This is a genomic window from Bacillus sp. FSL M8-0071 (assembly GCF_037975455.1).
In the GTDB taxonomy this organism is placed as follows: Bacteria; Bacillota; Bacilli; order Bacillales; family Bacillaceae; genus Bacillus; species Bacillus subtilis.
On the sequence record NZ_CP150256.1, the window covers coordinates 2,299,382 to 2,314,799 of the forward strand.

Sequence of the window (15,418 nt, forward strand, 5' to 3'; positions counted from 1 at the left end):
GGCATTATCCTTTCGGTTTGAAAATAACAGCTACGATAAAGGCGAAAAGAATAGCGGCTGAGATACCGGCCGAGGTCAGCTCAAAAATCCCCATGCCGATTCCTATAAATCCGTGTATATGCGCCTGATGCATAGCACCGTGCAGAAGACTGTGACCGAAGCTGACGATCGGAACGGTGGCGCCTCCTCCGGCAAATTCAATAAATTTATCGTAAATGCCGAAACCATCTAATATTGCACCGATTACAACAAATGATGTCATGACATGAGCTGGCGTCAATTTAAAAATATCCAAGAGCAGCTGGCCGACGATACAAATGGCCCCGCCGCATACAAAAGCCAAAAGGTAGTCCATGTTAAGATGCACCTCCTGCACGCTCAAATACAACCCCGTGGGCGATAGTCGGAATGGTTTCTTTTTGCTGGATCATCGTCGGGCTTAACAGCGCCCCGGTCGCCACGACAAATACACGGTTTAATTTTCCTTCTCTCAGCTGCTTAAAAATATGAGAGTAGGTGACAACCGCTGAACAAGCACAGCCGCTCCCCCCGGCAAAGACCTGCTGATCCGGAGTGTAAATCAGAAGCCCGCAATCATCATGCTTTGTGCCGACTGGATATCCATCTTCTTTTAAGATGTCTTTTACGATTGGAGAACCGACACCTGACAGGTCACCTGTCAGGATTAGATCATAATCATCCGCTGTCCGGTTGAGATCTTTAAAGTGCTGCTTAATCGTATCAGCTGCAGCCGGAGCCATAGCCGATCCCATATCAAAAGGATCTGTAATTCCTAAATCAGAAACCTTTCCGACAGTCGCACTTGTGATTTGGATATCACCCGGTGTCTGACTGATGACAACTGCACCGCTTCCGGTTACAGTGGAGGTAGCAGTGTCCGGTTTTTGCCCTCCATATTCTGTCGGATAGCGAAACTGTCTTTCCGCAGTTGCATTGTGACTGCTTGTGGCAGCCAGTGCCCTTTTGGCAAACCCGCCATCAACTAAGGCTGATGCGACAGCCACTGTTTCCATTGATGTTGAACAGGCGCCAAACATACAAAGAAATGGGATTTTTAAGTGTCTTGCCACATAGTTAGCCGTCACGTTTTGGTTCAGCAAGTCGCCTGCCAGCAATAGGTCAATATCATCTTTTGTCAGATTGTTTTTTTGAAGCGCAACATTAACAGCGTCTTCCATCAGCTGCCGTTCCGCCATTTCCCAGCTTTTTTGATTACAATGCATTTCGTCATAGGTTTTATCAAATAAAGAGCCGAGCGGTCCGTCTTTTTCCTTTGGTCCTGCTGCCGTTCCCGCTGAGTTGACAAATATGGGATGTTCAAATACCCAGGTTTGCTTTCCTGTTAATTTCATTTTCTTCTCCTCCTATGACATCAGTTTCTCAAAAGCAAACCGAATCATTCCAACGATGTATGCAGCTACAACTCCGAAAACAATAACATTTCCTGCCAGTTTAAACATATTTGTCGCTACTCCAAGCACTAATCCTTCGCTTTTATATTCAAGAGCCGCGCTTGCCATACTGTTGGCAAAACCTGTGACAGGTACGGCTGAACCTGCGCCTGCGAATTGTCCGATTCTGTCATAGATTCCAAACCCTGTAAGCAGGGCAGAAATTAATATCAGCGTTGCAGCTGTTGGATTCCCCGCAGTTTTTTCATTGAAATCAAAAAAATGGATATAAAAATTTTGCAGACCTTGCCCGATTGCACAAATCAGTCCGCCCACTAAAAAGGCTTTTACACAGTTCCAGACGTAAGGCGGCTTAGGCTGATATGTTTTCACTTTTGATTTGTAATTTTCTTTTATGTTTGTCATCTTGAAACCTCCTTATGAATGGTCAATAAAGTACAGCCAGTGAAATAAAGATCCCGCGATTTTCCCAATCACGATGGCCATTAATAAAATAATGATTTTACTTCTGAGCCCGATTCGTTTTGCCAAAATCGGCAGGACATTTAAAACCTCTGTAAGAGCAGCAGCTAGCATCCCGACGAACAAACCTGCCAGAAGCCCGACCGGCACAGCTATCCATTTTGTTAGATAAAGATGATTCATATGAAGCGTCTCCCATCCCCCGCAAACCGCGCCAAGAATAACAGCCGCTTCATAAGCCTGAACAAATCTCATTGTTTTGGTGAGCTGCATCAGCCGCGGAATGATTCCCATTACGGTTAAAAAAGCAACGAAACCCGCCCCCACCGTTATGCCTCCGCCGAGCCCGACAAAAATAATGAACAATACACTAACGATCATGCAGATCCTTTATGGTTTCTTGATTCTCATGCATGGCCACATATTGATCGAGATCAAGCTGATAGTTAAACATCTCAACCTCCAGCGGGCTGGGCTCTTCATTTAGGCGCTTTTTAAATATGTGGTTAAAAAACACGATCATCCCCAGTCCCAAACCGATGCTGTATGGGATTTGAAGCAAATATGGATAGTCATTCCTCTCTCCGGTTATGATTTCATATAGTGCGATATGAACATCTCTCATGCTTACATCCTCATGAAAGTTCATGATGGCAAGACACGATCCAATAAACAGAAGCAGCCAGACACCGATAAATAGAACCGTTGATAAATTTCGCTTTCGATACTGAATTTCAACAATGGTTTCTGCTCCGCCTACGGTTTGAACATCAATTGTCGGATCTTGTAAATGAATGGCTCTGAGGACTTGTATGATATCCAGAATTACGATATTTTTATCTTTTTCGCTCACCTGATAAAGCGGCATAGCCGAAAGTTTCTTTTTCAGCTGAAGCTGCCCTTCTATTTGCGCGGCATCTCCAACGGTAATAATATCCCCTGGATGTGCCAGCACTCGGTGGCGAAGCCGGATAAATATTCGTCGTTCCATCATTGATCACCATCTTTCGGTGGTTATATATGTAGTATGTGGTTCGATTTTGTTCTCATTCATCCGCTCGAAAAGACCATAAATTACCACGCTTTTGCACACAAAAAAGCTAGCCTGCACTGCAGACTAGCCATCCGTATGATCCATTTGAACCTTGATCTGTTTTAATATTTTCTTTTCAAGCCTGGAAACCTGCACCTGAGAGATCCCGAGCCGCTCAGCCACCTCGGACTGTGTCTGGTCTTTATAATATCTGAGATAGACGATTAGTTTTTCCCTTTCCTCCAAATCGCTGATCGCTTCTTTCAGCGCAATTTTGTCAAACCATTTTTCTTCTGAGTTGTCAGCGATTTGATCAAGCAGGGTAATCGGATCTCCGTCATTTTCATAAACGGTTTCGTGAATCGAAGATGGAGCCCTTACCGCCTCTTGGGCCAGTACAACATCCTCAGCTTCAATCTCCAAATGGTCAGCGATCTCCTGCACCGTCGGCACTCTGCCCAGTGTTTTCGAAAGCTCATCCTTCGCGCGCCGGATTTTGTTTCCAAGCTCTTTTAATGACCTTGATACCTTTACGGTTCCGTCATCACGGATAAATCGTTGGATTTCTCCGATAATCATCGGCACTGCATACGTTGAAAAACGCACATCATAGGTTAAATCAAATTTGTCAACAGATTTTAACAGCCCGATGCAGCCGATCTGGAAGAGATCGTCAGGCTCATATCCTCTGTTTAAAAACCGCTGTACGACAGACCAAACAAGACGCATGTTTTTTTCTATGAGGAGGTCTCTTGCCTGCTGGTCGCCATTTTGGCTTTGTTTGATTAATTCCTTTACTTCATGATCCTTCAGCTGAGCGTTTTTGCCGTTTTTCTTAACCTCCACATCCATAACAAATCTCCTTAATTACAAAGCGCTTTGCTTTTTGATAAGTGCTTTGTTAAGCGAATCGTTGTTCCCATTTCAGGCGATGAATCGATACTGACATCATCCATGAAATTTTCCATAATGGTAAAGCCCATTCCAGAGCGCTCAAGCTCAGGCTTAGTCGTAAATAGAGGCTGACGGGCTTCTTCAAGATCTGTAATGCCTAAGCCTTCATCACGAATGGTCATATATACGACATGATCTTCCAGCGTCACTGAAATGTAAACTTTCCCTTCACAGTTCTCTTCATATCCATGGATAATCGCATTCGTGACAGCCTCTGACACGACTGTTTTGATTTCAGTCAGTTCATCCATTGTCGGGTCCAGCTGAGCTATAAATGAAGCAACTGTCACACGGGCGAACGATTCATTCTGACTGAGGGCAGAAAACTCAATGTGCATTTCATTTTTCATGATGCCACCCCCAGTGTCAGGAGCGCCTGCTGTTCAGATTGTTCAAATCGGATAATTTTAAACAGACCCGACATATCAAACAATCGCTTCACCGCAGGAGAGATAGCGCAAACGACCATTTCCCCGCCAATTTGCTTAATTTGCTTGTATCTTCCTAAAATAACGCCAAGCCCCGAGCTGTCCATAAAGGAGAGGTCCTCCAAGTTCAGCACGATATGGTGAATATCATCCTTCTCCAATGATTGAGTCACTTTTTGCTTCAGGGTTTCAGCCGTATGGTGATCGAGTTCGCCTGTTAATCGAATACAAAGCACAGATTCTTTGACATGCATGTCAATTCCAAGGCTCATGCTCATTCCTCCTTGATATGATCGGATAATGAGTGTTTCGATTTCGACGGAATGAATTCCTTCACCGTGACAAAACTAGTGGTCATTCGGCATAATTACTTAAATTTTGTCCAGTCTCCCATCGTCCGCTTCAAGAATGTGATAAACCCGGCTTTCTTCATATCTTCTTTTGCAGCAACAGGACTTTCAGCGAGTACTTCTCCATCCTTTTTCAGAACAAGAGTGCCAAGCTCTTGGCCTTTTTGAATCGGAGCACTAATATTGTCCTTCATCTTGATTTCTTTTTTCACATCGTTCATATCCTCGCCTTTTTTCGTCAATATTGAAATCGGCTCAGATGTAGTGAGTTCGATAAATTTTTGTTTCCCTTTTTTGACCTTTACTTTTGCTACTGTTTGATTTCGTTTATATAAAGGATGCGTTTCATATTGGCTAAAGGCGAAGTCAAGCATTTTTGTCACTTGCGCGTTTCTTTCTTTAGGCGTGCTCGCTCCGAATACAACCGCTATGGCCCGCATGTTTCCTTTTTTAGCCGAAGCAGTCAGACAATATTTCGCTTCGCCTGTATAGCCTGTTTTTACGCCGTCTACACCAGGATAAAATTTGATAAGGCGATTTGTATTTACAAGCCAAAACTTTTTATCTGTATTTTCACGCAGATAATCTTCATACGTGCCGGTAAACTTCGTAATTGATTCGTATTTCAATAATTCCTTAGCCATGATTGCCATGTCATAAGCAGAGCTGTAATGTCCTTCCTCGGTCAATCCGGTCGGGTTTTTGAAGGATGTATTTTTCAATCCCAGCTCTTTTGCTTTTTTGTTCATTTTCTGAACAAATTCTTCTTCCGAGCCGGAAATAAATTCAGCCATGGCGACGGAAGCGTCATTTCCCGAAGCGATTGCGATGCCTTTCAGCATTTCTTTGACAGTCATTTCTTCGCCGGGCTCAAGGAATATCTGTGAGCCGCCCATTGACGCCGCATGCTCGCTTGTACGGACCTTATCACTCATTTTGATTTTGCCTTTATCTAAAGCTTCCATAATCAAAAGCATCGTCATAATTTTCGTCATGCTTGCAGGCGCCAGTCTCTCATTGCTGTTCTTGTTGTAAAGCACTTTTCCCGTGTCACGTTCTATCAGCACCGCAGACTTCGCTTCATGAGCAAGCTCCGATGTACGTTTTCCGTCTTGTTTTGCAAATGCAGACGGTGCAAATGTAAGCAGCATTATACCAATCAACAAAGTGGATAAAAGACGTTTCATCTCAAAAGCCCTCCATTTCATAATCCTTTTTATTTTTTCCAAGCGGGATGGTTTTATACGCCACTGATGGAAAATGTTTCGAATTTTGGGCATAAAAAAAGACAGCTGTGTGATATCAGTCACAGCTGTCTTTTGGTCCTGCATTGATTCATATTTATTCGTACTGAGCGACGATCGCTTTAACAAGCTTCAAGAATCCAGCTTTTACTTTTTCGGTCACTTCCATAACTTCATCGTGACTTAAAGGCTGATCCAGAATTCCGGCTGCCGCGTTAGAGATGCAGGAAATGCCAAGAACCCGCATTCCCGCATGATTCGCCACAATGACTTCCGGAACAGTAGACATGCCGACAGCATCAGAGCCCATCGTTCTTAAGAAACGGACTTCTGCCGGTGTTTCGTAAGAAGGTCCTGTCACAGCAGTGTACACGCCTTTTTGAATTGGGATATTAAGGTCTCTCGCAATCTTTTCAGCCAGGCTGGACAGATCTTTATCATAGGCTGAAGACATATCTGGAAATCTGGCGCCGAAATCAGCTTCGTTTGGCCCGATTAACGGGTTTGTTCCCATAAAGTTGATATGATCGGTAATAATCATTAAGTCTCCCGCACGGAATTCAGTGTTGACACCGCCTGCGGCATTTGTCACGATTAACGCTTCCACACCGAGCGCTTTCATCACGCGTACAGGGAATGTGACTTTCTCCATTGAATAGCCTTCATAAAAATGAAAGCGGCCCTGCATTGCAATGACGGAAACTCCTTCAAGAGTGCCAAGCACAAGCTGTCCGGCATGCCCTTCAACAGTAGATACCGGGAATTCAGGTATGTCTTCATATTTCAGCTTGACCGGATTTTCGATTTCGTCCGCCAAAATGCCAAGACCTGAGCCTAAAATAAGGCCGATCTTCGGAGATTCCGGCAGGTTTTGTTTAATAAAAGCTGCTGCGCGTTCAATTCTGTCCTTCAAGAAACAGTCCCCCTATTGTAATAAAGATAAAAAGCTTTTCCCGTATTTCGGTTTATTCGTTTTGAAATTATCAGCGATCGTTGCGCCAATATCAGCAAATGTATCTGCAAGCGGCAGCATTTGCGCTTTCTTATGTTTTTTGCTGTAAGCGAGAATCGGCACATACTCGCGTGTATGGTCAGTCCCATGATGAATCGGATCATTGCCGTGGTCGGCTGTAATAATTAACAGATCGTCTTCTCTCATTTTTTCAAACACTTCCGGAAGCCGCGCATCAAATTCTTCAAGCGCGCGTCCGTAGCCTTCAGGGTCACGGCGGTGTCCGAATAACGCGTCAAAATCAACAAGGTTCGCAAAGCTCAGACCCGTAAAGTCTTCTCCCAGCGTATCGATCACCTTGTCCATTCCGTCCATATTGGAAACCGTTCTGCGTGAAGAAGTAATGCCTTCTCCGTCGTAAATATCAGAGATTTTACCGATTGAAATCACATCTAAGCCGCTGTCTTTCAATTCATTCATGACAGTGCGATCAAACGGTTTAAGGGCATAATCATGGCGGTTTGGCGTCCGTTTGAATTGACCCGGCTCTCCGACGAACGGCCGTGCAATAATGCGGCCAACCATATATTTCGGATCAAGCGTCAGCTCTCTCGCCGTTTCGCAAATGCGATACAGCTCCTCAAGCGGCACAACCTCTTCGTGAGCGGCAATTTGCAGAACAGAGTCAGCAGACGTGTAAACAATTAAAGCCCCTGTCTCCATGTGCTCCTGACCAAGCTCATCCAAAATCGCTGTGCCGGAAGCCGGCTTGTTTCCAATAATTTCGCGGCCAGATCTCTTTTCCAGCTCTTGAAGCAATTCATCAGGAAAGCCTTCCGGGAACACTTTAAATGGTTTATCAATGTATAAACCCATAATCTCCCAATGGCCGGTCATCGTATCTTTGCCGTTTGACGCTTCTTGCATTTTTCCATAATACGCAAGCGGATGTTCTGTTTTTTCTATACCTTTGATATCTTCGATAAGACCAAGGCCGAGCTTTGCCATATTCGGCATATGTAATCCGTTCATATGCTCGGCAATATGACCGAGCGTATTAGCGCCTTCGTCATTAAAGTCAGCGGCATCCGGCGCTTCGCCGATTCCGACTGAGTCCATCACAATTAAAAACACACGATTATATTTGTATGCAGGCATCTTGAAAGCCTCCTTTTTTTCTATACGTCTATTGTATCGCTAAGAGGTCTGACAACTTAAGTATAAACCGTTTTCATTCCCGTTGACAATGCATTTGGAAATAATGAGAAACTTCAATATTTTCTGTCGCTCTAAACAAAAAAGCCGCAGCCACCTGCGGCTATGCTCGCGGATGAAACTGCTTGTACACATCCTTCAGCCTTGTTTTCGTCACATGCGTATAAATTTGCGTCGTGGATATATCCGCATGCCCGAGCATTTCCTGCACCGCTCTTAAATCTGCCCCGTTCTCAAGCAGATGCGTCGCAAAGGAATGCCTGAGCGTATGCGGAGTCAGCTCTTTCTTAATGCCGGCTTCCAACGCGATTTTTTTCAGGTTCTTCCAAAATCCCTGGCGGCTGATCTGTTTGCCGTGATGATTTAAAAATAGGGCGTCAGACACATTGTTCTTTAACAGTTTCCCCCTGGCTTTTGTCATATATTCCTCAATGGCGGAAGCGGCGGCTTCACCAATTGGCACAATCCGTTCTTTTCTTCCTTTGCCGAAGCATCGGATAAACCCCATAGATAAATGAACATCTGCCGTTTTCAACTCAATCATTTCACTGACTCGTATGCCTGTCGCATAAAGCAGCTCCAGCATTGCTTTATCCCGATAGCCGAATGGGCTCGTCAGCTTAGGCGTGTCCAATAACCGCTCGACTTCATTGAGTGCGAGCACCTTCGGAAGCGCCCGTTCCGTCTTTTGTGTTTCGATATGAACGGAAGGGTCCTTATCCGTTACTTTTTCCCTGAGCAGAAATTGATGAAAAGAGCGAATGGATGCCAAATGCCGCGCCGATGTCTTGCCGGATTTCCCCGAGTCCTTCAAATGCTTTAAGTATTGGATAATATGTATGCGGGTAACGTGATTCCAATCCGTCACATGAAGGGTTTCTGTTAAGTAGAGAGAATAGCTTTTCAAGTCACGTTCATAGGATACGATCGTATTTTGAGAGAGCCCTCTCTCTACCATGACGTAGTGGATGAAATCCTTTATTTGATCTTTCACTCTTGATCTACTCCCCGTTTTGGTAAAAAAAGATCAACCGGTCGAGCCATCCGCCTTTTTCATCCTGATCCATTTCAACAACTTTTACAGCGGAGCCTTCCGGTTTATCATACCGATGATAGTTTTCATACTCTTGATTCACCCATATCATAGCATAATAGAACAAAGCGGTAAAACCGGTAAACAGGATGAAAACTTTCAATGCATCGACAGCTGTTTTCAGGAATCTTCCCATGTCCTAATCGATCCTTTCCCTATGGTTCCAGTTATATAAACCATATGCCAAATCAGAAAGGTTTTATACATAGAAACAGCAAAAAACCCTTTCCCTATGAGAAAAGGTTCGCGCTCGGCACCGTCTATTCAGTTTCTTTTCCGTTACAGCGGTGGCAAATGCCGTGAAACGTCAATCTATGATCTTTAATCTTAAATTTCCAATCACGTTCAATGATTTCTTCCACGTCTTCAAGCAAATCTTCTTCAATTTCATCAACGGCTCCGCACTCCATGCACACCAAGTGGTGATGAAAGTGAGCTGCTCCCTCTTTCCGAAGGTCGTAACGGGACACACCGTCTCCAAAGTTAATTTTATCTACGACTTTTAATTCAGTTAATAATTCAAGCGTACGGTATACTGTAGCGAGACCGATCTCAGGAGATTTCTCTTTTACGAGGAGGTATACATCTTCTGCGCTTAAATGGTCTTCTTCGTTTTCAAGCAGCACTCTTACTGTCGCTTCACGCTGTGGCGTAAGTTTATAGCTGGATGAGTGCAGTTGTTTCTTAATACGATCAATACGGTTTTCCATGTCTTTCCCTCCTACGCCGCATTCCATGACTCATTATAACAAAATACGCGCAGAGTTCCAACTATAATTATTATAAACTGATAAATAAAATGGTTTTCTTTTAATAATGATTTTAAAAAAGTCTAGATGTAAGCTTTTCCATTAAAACAGGAGATAAGTATGCTTCAAACAGAGATGAGATCAGCGCTAAAAACAGAATGACCAGCAGCACAAAGGCATACCGCCCGAACCATTGAATCGGCGCGTCATGCAGGCTTCGTTTCACGAACAGCTGTCTGATTAACTTTAAAGAAAACGCAATTGCACATGTGCCCATAATGAGATAAGCCGGAATCAGCAGCACATTTTGCGGCAAAACGGAGACAAATGATAGGAAAAACCCGCTTACTCCCATCTGATTGACTAGGAACCCGACAGTAAAGCCGACGACGATCCCTTTCAGAAAGATCATGATGAAAATAATCGGCATCCCAATGACGGAAATTCCGAGTATCCACATCAGGCCTAAATACTTTGCATTATGAAAGATACTTTGCCCAAACATATCAGCTGAACTTGCCTGTTTTCCATCCGAAAGCTGTCCAAAAAATTGACTTAAGTAGTAGTATAAATCTTCTTTCTGGCTGATGGTCATACTGTTGACAATAATCGCGCCAAAGATGACACCCATGAAAAACAGCACTGACACAAATATATAAAGAGAGAGATGATCTTTAACATGCCTGAGAAACATGTCCTTATAAGAGATTTTTCGCATACCGTTTCCTCCCGCCCGCTCTAGTGATTTGATTTAATAGATTGTATGAAAGAAACAGAAAAACATGCCCTTTTTCAAAAAGAAACGATAGAGACGAATGCTAGGCGGCTTTTTGGGGCACAAAAAAATCCTTATCATCAACTGCTGTATGATCATAAGGATTCTTATGCTTCCGTTTATTCAAAATCTCTTTTTTGCTTTTTGTCATTCTTCCATGTGTGCTGAAAGATGGTGTGCTGCCTCTTGATAATAAGACGTCACGTCCGCCGTTTCTCAATCGATGCCCCCGCTTCTTTTTCGCTTGGCTTTTTGCCATGTGATCACTCCCTTTTTTATTTTCATAGTAATGATAACAAAATTGAACAATGATAAGAAAATTGAACAATGATAAGAAAAAAACAGCACCTGCTACGACAGGTGCTGTTTAGCTACATTTATTTCACTGCTGTAAGAGCTGCATGCTCGACAGCTGCTGCTACCGCATGATGGACTTTTGAATCAAGCGGCTGAGGGACAACATCACCTTGTTTAGTGCAAGCTGCGATGGCCTCTGCTGCTGCGACAAGCATATCATGATTAATCTCCGTGCTTTTTGCGTTAAGCGCTCCTCTAAAAATCCCTGGAAAACCGAGTACATTATTAACAGAACGCCCGTCAGCTGCATATGCGGCGCCAGCCTGCAGTGCGGCCTCCGGCTCAATTTCCGGCTTCGGATTCGATAAAGCCAAAATCACTTGACCAGAACGTACAAATGCAGGTTTTATTAAACCCGGAACCCCCGTTGTAGCAATGACAATATCACATGTTTCCATGAGCTCCTCAATACTGGAAACTGCCTGTCCGCCGTATTGTTCGAGACGGTTCATTGCTGACTCTGATTTGTCTGTTCCGTATACAGCATTCACACCATAAGCCATGAACATCCGGCAGATGGCCACGCCTGCTGCGCCAAGGCCGATTTGCCCCACTTTCGCTTCCTTCAGGTCAACTCCCGCACTCCTGCATGCCGAAATGGCAGCTGCCAGCGTCACTACAGCTGTACCATGCTGGTCATCGTGCATAACAGGGATGTTCAGCTCCTCTTTTAGGCGATCCTCGATTTCAAAACAATGCGGCGAACCGATATCCTCAAGAAGGATGCCGCTAAAGCCCGGAGAAATATGTTTTACTGTTTTGATGATTTCTTCAGGATCACTCGTATCAAGCAGTATCGGAATGCCGCTAATACCCGCCAGCTGATCAAATAAAGCAGCCTTTCCTTCCATGACAGGCATGCCAGCCACAGAGCCGATATTCCCAAGGCCTAAAATTGCGGTTCCATCCGTTACAATTGCAACAGAATTGCTGATCGTTGTATAAATAGAAGCTTTTTCAGGTTCTTTTTCGATCAGTCGGCACACGTCCGCAACACCTGGTGTGTAGACACGTCCCAGCTCTGCCAGTGAACGGATCGGCATTTTGCTTTTCATTTGGATTTTTCCGCCTTCATGTGCGGACAGGACTTCATCAGATACGGTGTGAAGCCTGATCCCTTCTCCGAGGGCCTGTACAGCCGCGATCACTTCCTGAAGCTGTTCTTCATTCTCCACTTGAACGGTAATATTCCGCATTGTGTAATTGGGTCCGACTTTTACCGTCTCCACTTCACCAATATCCCCGCCCAGAAGGCCGATGGCCGTAGCCACCCTTCCAAGATTTCCGGGAACCGAAGGCGTTTCGATCATCAGTGTCCGAATCATGTGTTTCGCTATCATTCAGTGATCCTCCCCTATTAGCCTAGTTTTTCGGCTTTAACTGTATTGTTTTTCGTATACCATATAAATTTTCCTGTATAACCATAGATAATTGCAAGACCTATTGCTACAAAACTGAGCCACATAAACGGCAGATAAGAGAAGGTAGAAACACCTAAAATACCAGCCATGTAAATCCCATTATCAGACCAAGGAACCATCCCCGAAGTCAATGTTCCCCCGACCTCTGAGTTACGTGATAACACTCTTCTGTCCAGATGTAAGCGATCATAGCTGTCTTCCATAATTTTCGGAGTCAAAATAAGAGATACATACATCGCACAGCCGAAGATGTTTGCTAAAAACGCTACGATCAGTGTAGACAATGTGACATTGCCGGCTGAAGTTAATTTCTTTTCAAACGTTGAAACAATGACTTTTAACACGCCGAGTTTCTCAAGCAGACCGCCAAAACCAAGGCCAAAGATGATGACGACGAGAGAATCAAGCATACCGACAATTCCACCGCGGTTTAACAAGCCGTTCAAAAATTCAACATCCGTTTTAATAGAAAAGCCGTTGTACGCAGTTGCAATCGCATGGGGAATATCCATTCCTTGGAAAACAACAGCCCAGATTGCACCGAGTAAAGCGCCAATTACGATAACCGGCATAGATGGCTTTTTCATCGCCAATAAGACTATGACGAGAACTGCCGGGATCAGCATCCAAATATGAATGTCAAACGTGTTTTGCAAAGATGATTTTAAGAATTCAACTTTATCAAGATCAATATTTTTCCCGCCGTACATAAATCCAACAACTGTAAAGAGTATAGCTGTAATGACATAAGCAGGTATTGATAAATAAAGCATTGCTCTCACGTGAGCCAATACATCGACTTTTGATAGTGAAGAAGCTAGAACTGTACTGTCAGACAGCGGAGACAGCTTGTCCCCAAAATAAGCACCTGAAAGAATAGCTCCCGCTACTAGAGGAAGCGGAATGCCTAAACCCTCTCCAATTGCGATCATGGCAATGCCGGCAGTTCCGACTGTTCCCCATGACGTTCCTGTTGCCACAGACATAATGGAACAAATAATTAACGTTGCCAGTAAAAAGATACTTGGGTGAATAAATTCCAGTCCGTAATAAATCAAAGTCGGCACAACGCCTCCGGCAATCCATGTTCCGATGAGCGCCCCAACTGAAACGAGAATCAGTACGGCTTCAAGGCCATTTGATATCCCATGTACAATCGCATTTTGTAAATCTTTATAAGAATAACCGAGTCTTATACCTAAAAGCATTGCAATAAACCATGAAACAAAAAGCGCCAGCTGTATCGGCAAGTCGAGAAAGACTGTAAACGATAGAACAAGTGCTAAAAATACTCCTAGTACAATAATAATTTCAAATAGTGTTGGCAATCTTACATCCTTCAAAAGAAGTCCCCCTTCATGTAAAAGCTAAAACGCTTTCAATATATAGTGCAACACGTATACTATACTTCCTCATCCCTATGTTGTAAACAGCTTATTCATCCGACTATTCGGAGATGAATAAGCTGTATTTTATACAAATTTTATTTTTCTAATAGTTCTTTCCCTGCGATACCTGGTTTGGTCATCTCATATGGGTTTAAAATAATATCCAATTCTTCTTCTGTCAGCACATCATGCTGCAGGCAAAGGTCACGGACTGATTGGCCTGTCATAATCGCTTCCCTGGCAATTCTGGCAGCCGCTTCATATCCAAGATGCGGATTGACAGCAGTAATCACTCCAGCGCTTTTTTCTACATATTGCTTCAACCGCTTTTCGTTGGCTTCGATGCCTTTTAAGCAATGATCAGTGAACGAACGGAAGCCGTTGTTCATGATGCTGATGGATTGAAGCAAATTAAAGACAAGCACGGGCTCCATGACGTTCAACTCAAGCTGGCCGGCTTCTGAAGCAAGGCAGATTGTATTGTCGTTTCCGATAACCTGGAACGCAATTTGGTTGATCAGCTCCGCCATAACCGGATTGACTTTCCCCGGCATAATAGATGAACCCGGCTGACGTGCAGGCAGAGAAATTTCCGCAAGTCCGGCGCGCGGTCCCGACGCCATTAAGCGCAGGTCGTTTGCGATCTTCGACATGTTCATCATGCAGACTTTTAATGAAGCTGATACCTCTGTATAGGCATCTGTATTTTGTGTCGCATCAACAAGATGATCAGCGCCGACAAGAGGAAGCCCGCTAATATCAGCAAGGTGCTTTACTACCTGTTTGATATATTCAGGATCAGCGTTCAGCCCTGTACCAACAGCAGTTGCGCCCATGTTGACTTCATATAGGTGCTGGCGCGATTGCTTGATTCGTTTGATATCACGCTCGAGAACACGGCTGTAAGCTTCGAATTCCTGGCCAAGACGGATCGGAACCGCATCTTGAAGGTGTGTCCGGCCCATTTTAATAACAGAGTCAAACTCCTGTGCTTTTTGCTTGAACACACTATGCATATCTTCCATTGTTTTCAGCAGTTTTTCTAAGAGCTTCAATGTGGAAATATGAATAGCAGTCGGGAACACATCGTTCGTAGACTGTGACATGTTCACATGTGTGTTTGGACTTAAATGGATATAATCTCCCTTTTTATGTCCCATGATTTCAAGCGCCCGGTTTCCGATAACCTCATTCGCGTTCATGTTCATAGAAGTTCCGGCACCGCCCTGAATCGGATCGACGATAAACTGATCGTGCCACTTGCCTTCCAGAATCTCGTCAGCGGCTTGTACGATAGCTTGGCCAATTCCTTCATACAGCCGTTTCACGTCCATGTTGGCAAGAGCCGCAGCTTTTTTCACAATCGCCAGTGCGTTAATCATTTCCTCATGGATTTTGTATCCTGTGATCGGGAAATTTTCAGAAGCACGGAGCGTCTGAATTCCGTAATAAACATCTGCCTCAATTTGTTTTTCCCCAAGGAAGTCTTTTTCCACGCGATATTCTTTTTGGCCGTTTAACATAATCTTTAACCTTCTTTCTCTTTGCTGGTTATCGTTTTTAC

19 protein-coding genes are annotated in these 15,418 nt (G+C 44.0%); all 19 read right to left on the reverse strand.

The annotated features are described in order from the left end of the window. Positions 1–4 precede the first annotated feature (4 nt). The 19 genes from spoVAE to aspA all read right to left on the reverse strand — a co-directional run bounded on the left by spoVAE (position 5) and on the right by aspA (position 15,377). The gene (gene spoVAE, locus MKX71_RS11625; protein ID WP_003230467.1) at positions 5–355 is read right to left on the reverse strand and encodes a stage V sporulation protein AE; all 351 of its coding nucleotides are present in this window, start codon (positions 353–355) and stop codon (positions 5–7) included. Position 356: 1 nt separating this feature from the next. Next, positions 357–1,373, reverse strand: a complete 1,017-nt coding sequence (gene spoVAD, locus MKX71_RS11630; protein ID WP_003230465.1) for a stage V sporulation protein AD — start codon at positions 1,371–1,373, stop codon at positions 357–359. Between the two features lie 12 nt (positions 1,374–1,385). Beyond that, positions 1,386–1,838 (reverse strand): stage V sporulation protein AC, encoded by a 453-nt coding sequence (gene spoVAC, locus MKX71_RS11635; RefSeq protein WP_003223947.1) that lies wholly within the window; start codon positions 1,836–1,838, stop codon positions 1,386–1,388. Positions 1,839–1,850: 12 nt separating this feature from the next. Next, complete coding sequence (gene spoVAB / locus MKX71_RS11640) at positions 1,851–2,276, reverse strand: stage V sporulation protein SpoVAB (RefSeq protein WP_003230463.1); 426 nt, start codon at positions 2,274–2,276, stop codon at positions 1,851–1,853. Next, entirely contained in the window at positions 2,266–2,886 is a 621-nt protein-coding gene (gene spoVAA, locus MKX71_RS11645; protein WP_003246053.1) for a stage V sporulation protein SpoVAA, read from the reverse strand. The genes spoVAB and spoVAA overlap by 11 nt, the downstream gene beginning before the upstream one ends. Before the next feature lie 126 nt (positions 2,887–3,012). After that, a complete protein-coding gene (gene sigF / locus MKX71_RS11650) occupies positions 3,013–3,780 on the reverse strand; it encodes an RNA polymerase sporulation sigma factor SigF (protein WP_003230458.1) in 768 nt (255 codons plus the stop codon). Positions 3,781–3,791: 11 nt separating this feature from the next. Continuing rightward, positions 3,792–4,232 (reverse strand): anti-sigma F factor, encoded by a 441-nt coding sequence (gene spoIIAB / locus MKX71_RS11655; RefSeq protein WP_014477237.1) that lies wholly within the window; start codon positions 4,230–4,232, stop codon positions 3,792–3,794. Continuing rightward, complete coding sequence (gene spoIIAA / locus MKX71_RS11660) at positions 4,229–4,582, reverse strand: anti-sigma F factor antagonist (RefSeq protein ID WP_181217163.1); 354 nt, start codon at positions 4,580–4,582, stop codon at positions 4,229–4,231. Before spoIIAA ends, spoIIAB begins: the two co-directional genes overlap by 4 nt. Positions 4,583–4,677: 95 nt before the next feature. Next, the gene (dacF, locus tag MKX71_RS11665) at positions 4,678–5,847 is read right to left on the reverse strand and encodes a D-alanyl-D-alanine carboxypeptidase DacF (protein ID WP_015714206.1); all 1,170 of its coding nucleotides are present in this window, start codon (positions 5,845–5,847) and stop codon (positions 4,678–4,680) included. A gap of 154 nt (positions 5,848–6,001) precedes the next feature. After that, positions 6,002–6,817: a purine nucleoside phosphorylase I, inosine and guanosine-specific gene (locus tag MKX71_RS11670; RefSeq protein WP_015714207.1), complete on the reverse strand. Its 816-nt coding sequence runs from the start codon at positions 6,815–6,817 to the stop codon at positions 6,002–6,004. Between the two features lie 12 nt (positions 6,818–6,829). Then, a complete protein-coding gene (gene deoB, locus MKX71_RS11675; protein WP_339231133.1) occupies positions 6,830–8,014 on the reverse strand; it encodes a phosphopentomutase in 1,185 nt (394 codons plus the stop codon). A 160-nt stretch (positions 8,015–8,174) separates the two neighbouring features. Then, complete coding sequence (gene xerD / locus MKX71_RS11680) at positions 8,175–9,065, reverse strand: site-specific tyrosine recombinase XerD (RefSeq protein ID WP_004398985.1); 891 nt, start codon at positions 9,063–9,065, stop codon at positions 8,175–8,177. A 7-nt stretch (positions 9,066–9,072) separates the two neighbouring features. Then, positions 9,073–9,300: a YqzK family protein gene (locus MKX71_RS11685; protein ID WP_014477240.1), complete on the reverse strand. Its 228-nt coding sequence runs from the start codon at positions 9,298–9,300 to the stop codon at positions 9,073–9,075. A gap of 124 nt (positions 9,301–9,424) precedes the next feature. Continuing rightward, positions 9,425–9,874, reverse strand: a complete 450-nt coding sequence (gene fur / locus MKX71_RS11690; protein WP_003223972.1) for a ferric iron uptake transcriptional regulator — start codon at positions 9,872–9,874, stop codon at positions 9,425–9,427. A 112-nt stretch (positions 9,875–9,986) separates the two neighbouring features. Further along, positions 9,987–10,631, reverse strand: coding sequence for a stage II sporulation protein M (gene spoIIM / locus MKX71_RS11695; RefSeq protein WP_004398593.1), 645 nt, complete (start codon positions 10,629–10,631; stop codon positions 9,987–9,989). Positions 10,632–10,731: 100 nt separating this feature from the next. Beyond that, the gene (locus MKX71_RS11700; protein ID WP_003246030.1) at positions 10,732–10,947 is read right to left on the reverse strand and encodes a hypothetical protein; all 216 of its coding nucleotides are present in this window, start codon (positions 10,945–10,947) and stop codon (positions 10,732–10,734) included. Positions 10,948–11,065: 118 nt separating this feature from the next. Beyond that, a complete protein-coding gene (locus MKX71_RS11705) occupies positions 11,066–12,385 on the reverse strand; it encodes an NAD-dependent malic enzyme (RefSeq protein WP_004398731.1) in 1,320 nt (439 codons plus the stop codon). Between the two features lie 17 nt (positions 12,386–12,402). Further along, the gene (mleN, locus tag MKX71_RS11710) at positions 12,403–13,809 is read right to left on the reverse strand and encodes a malate-H+/Na+-lactate antiporter MleN (RefSeq protein ID WP_339231134.1); all 1,407 of its coding nucleotides are present in this window, start codon (positions 13,807–13,809) and stop codon (positions 12,403–12,405) included. 140 nt (positions 13,810–13,949) lie between these two features. Continuing rightward, positions 13,950–15,377, reverse strand: coding sequence for an aspartate ammonia-lyase (aspA, locus tag MKX71_RS11715; protein ID WP_014480179.1), 1,428 nt, complete (start codon positions 15,375–15,377; stop codon positions 13,950–13,952). Positions 15,378–15,418: the final 41 nt, after the last annotated feature.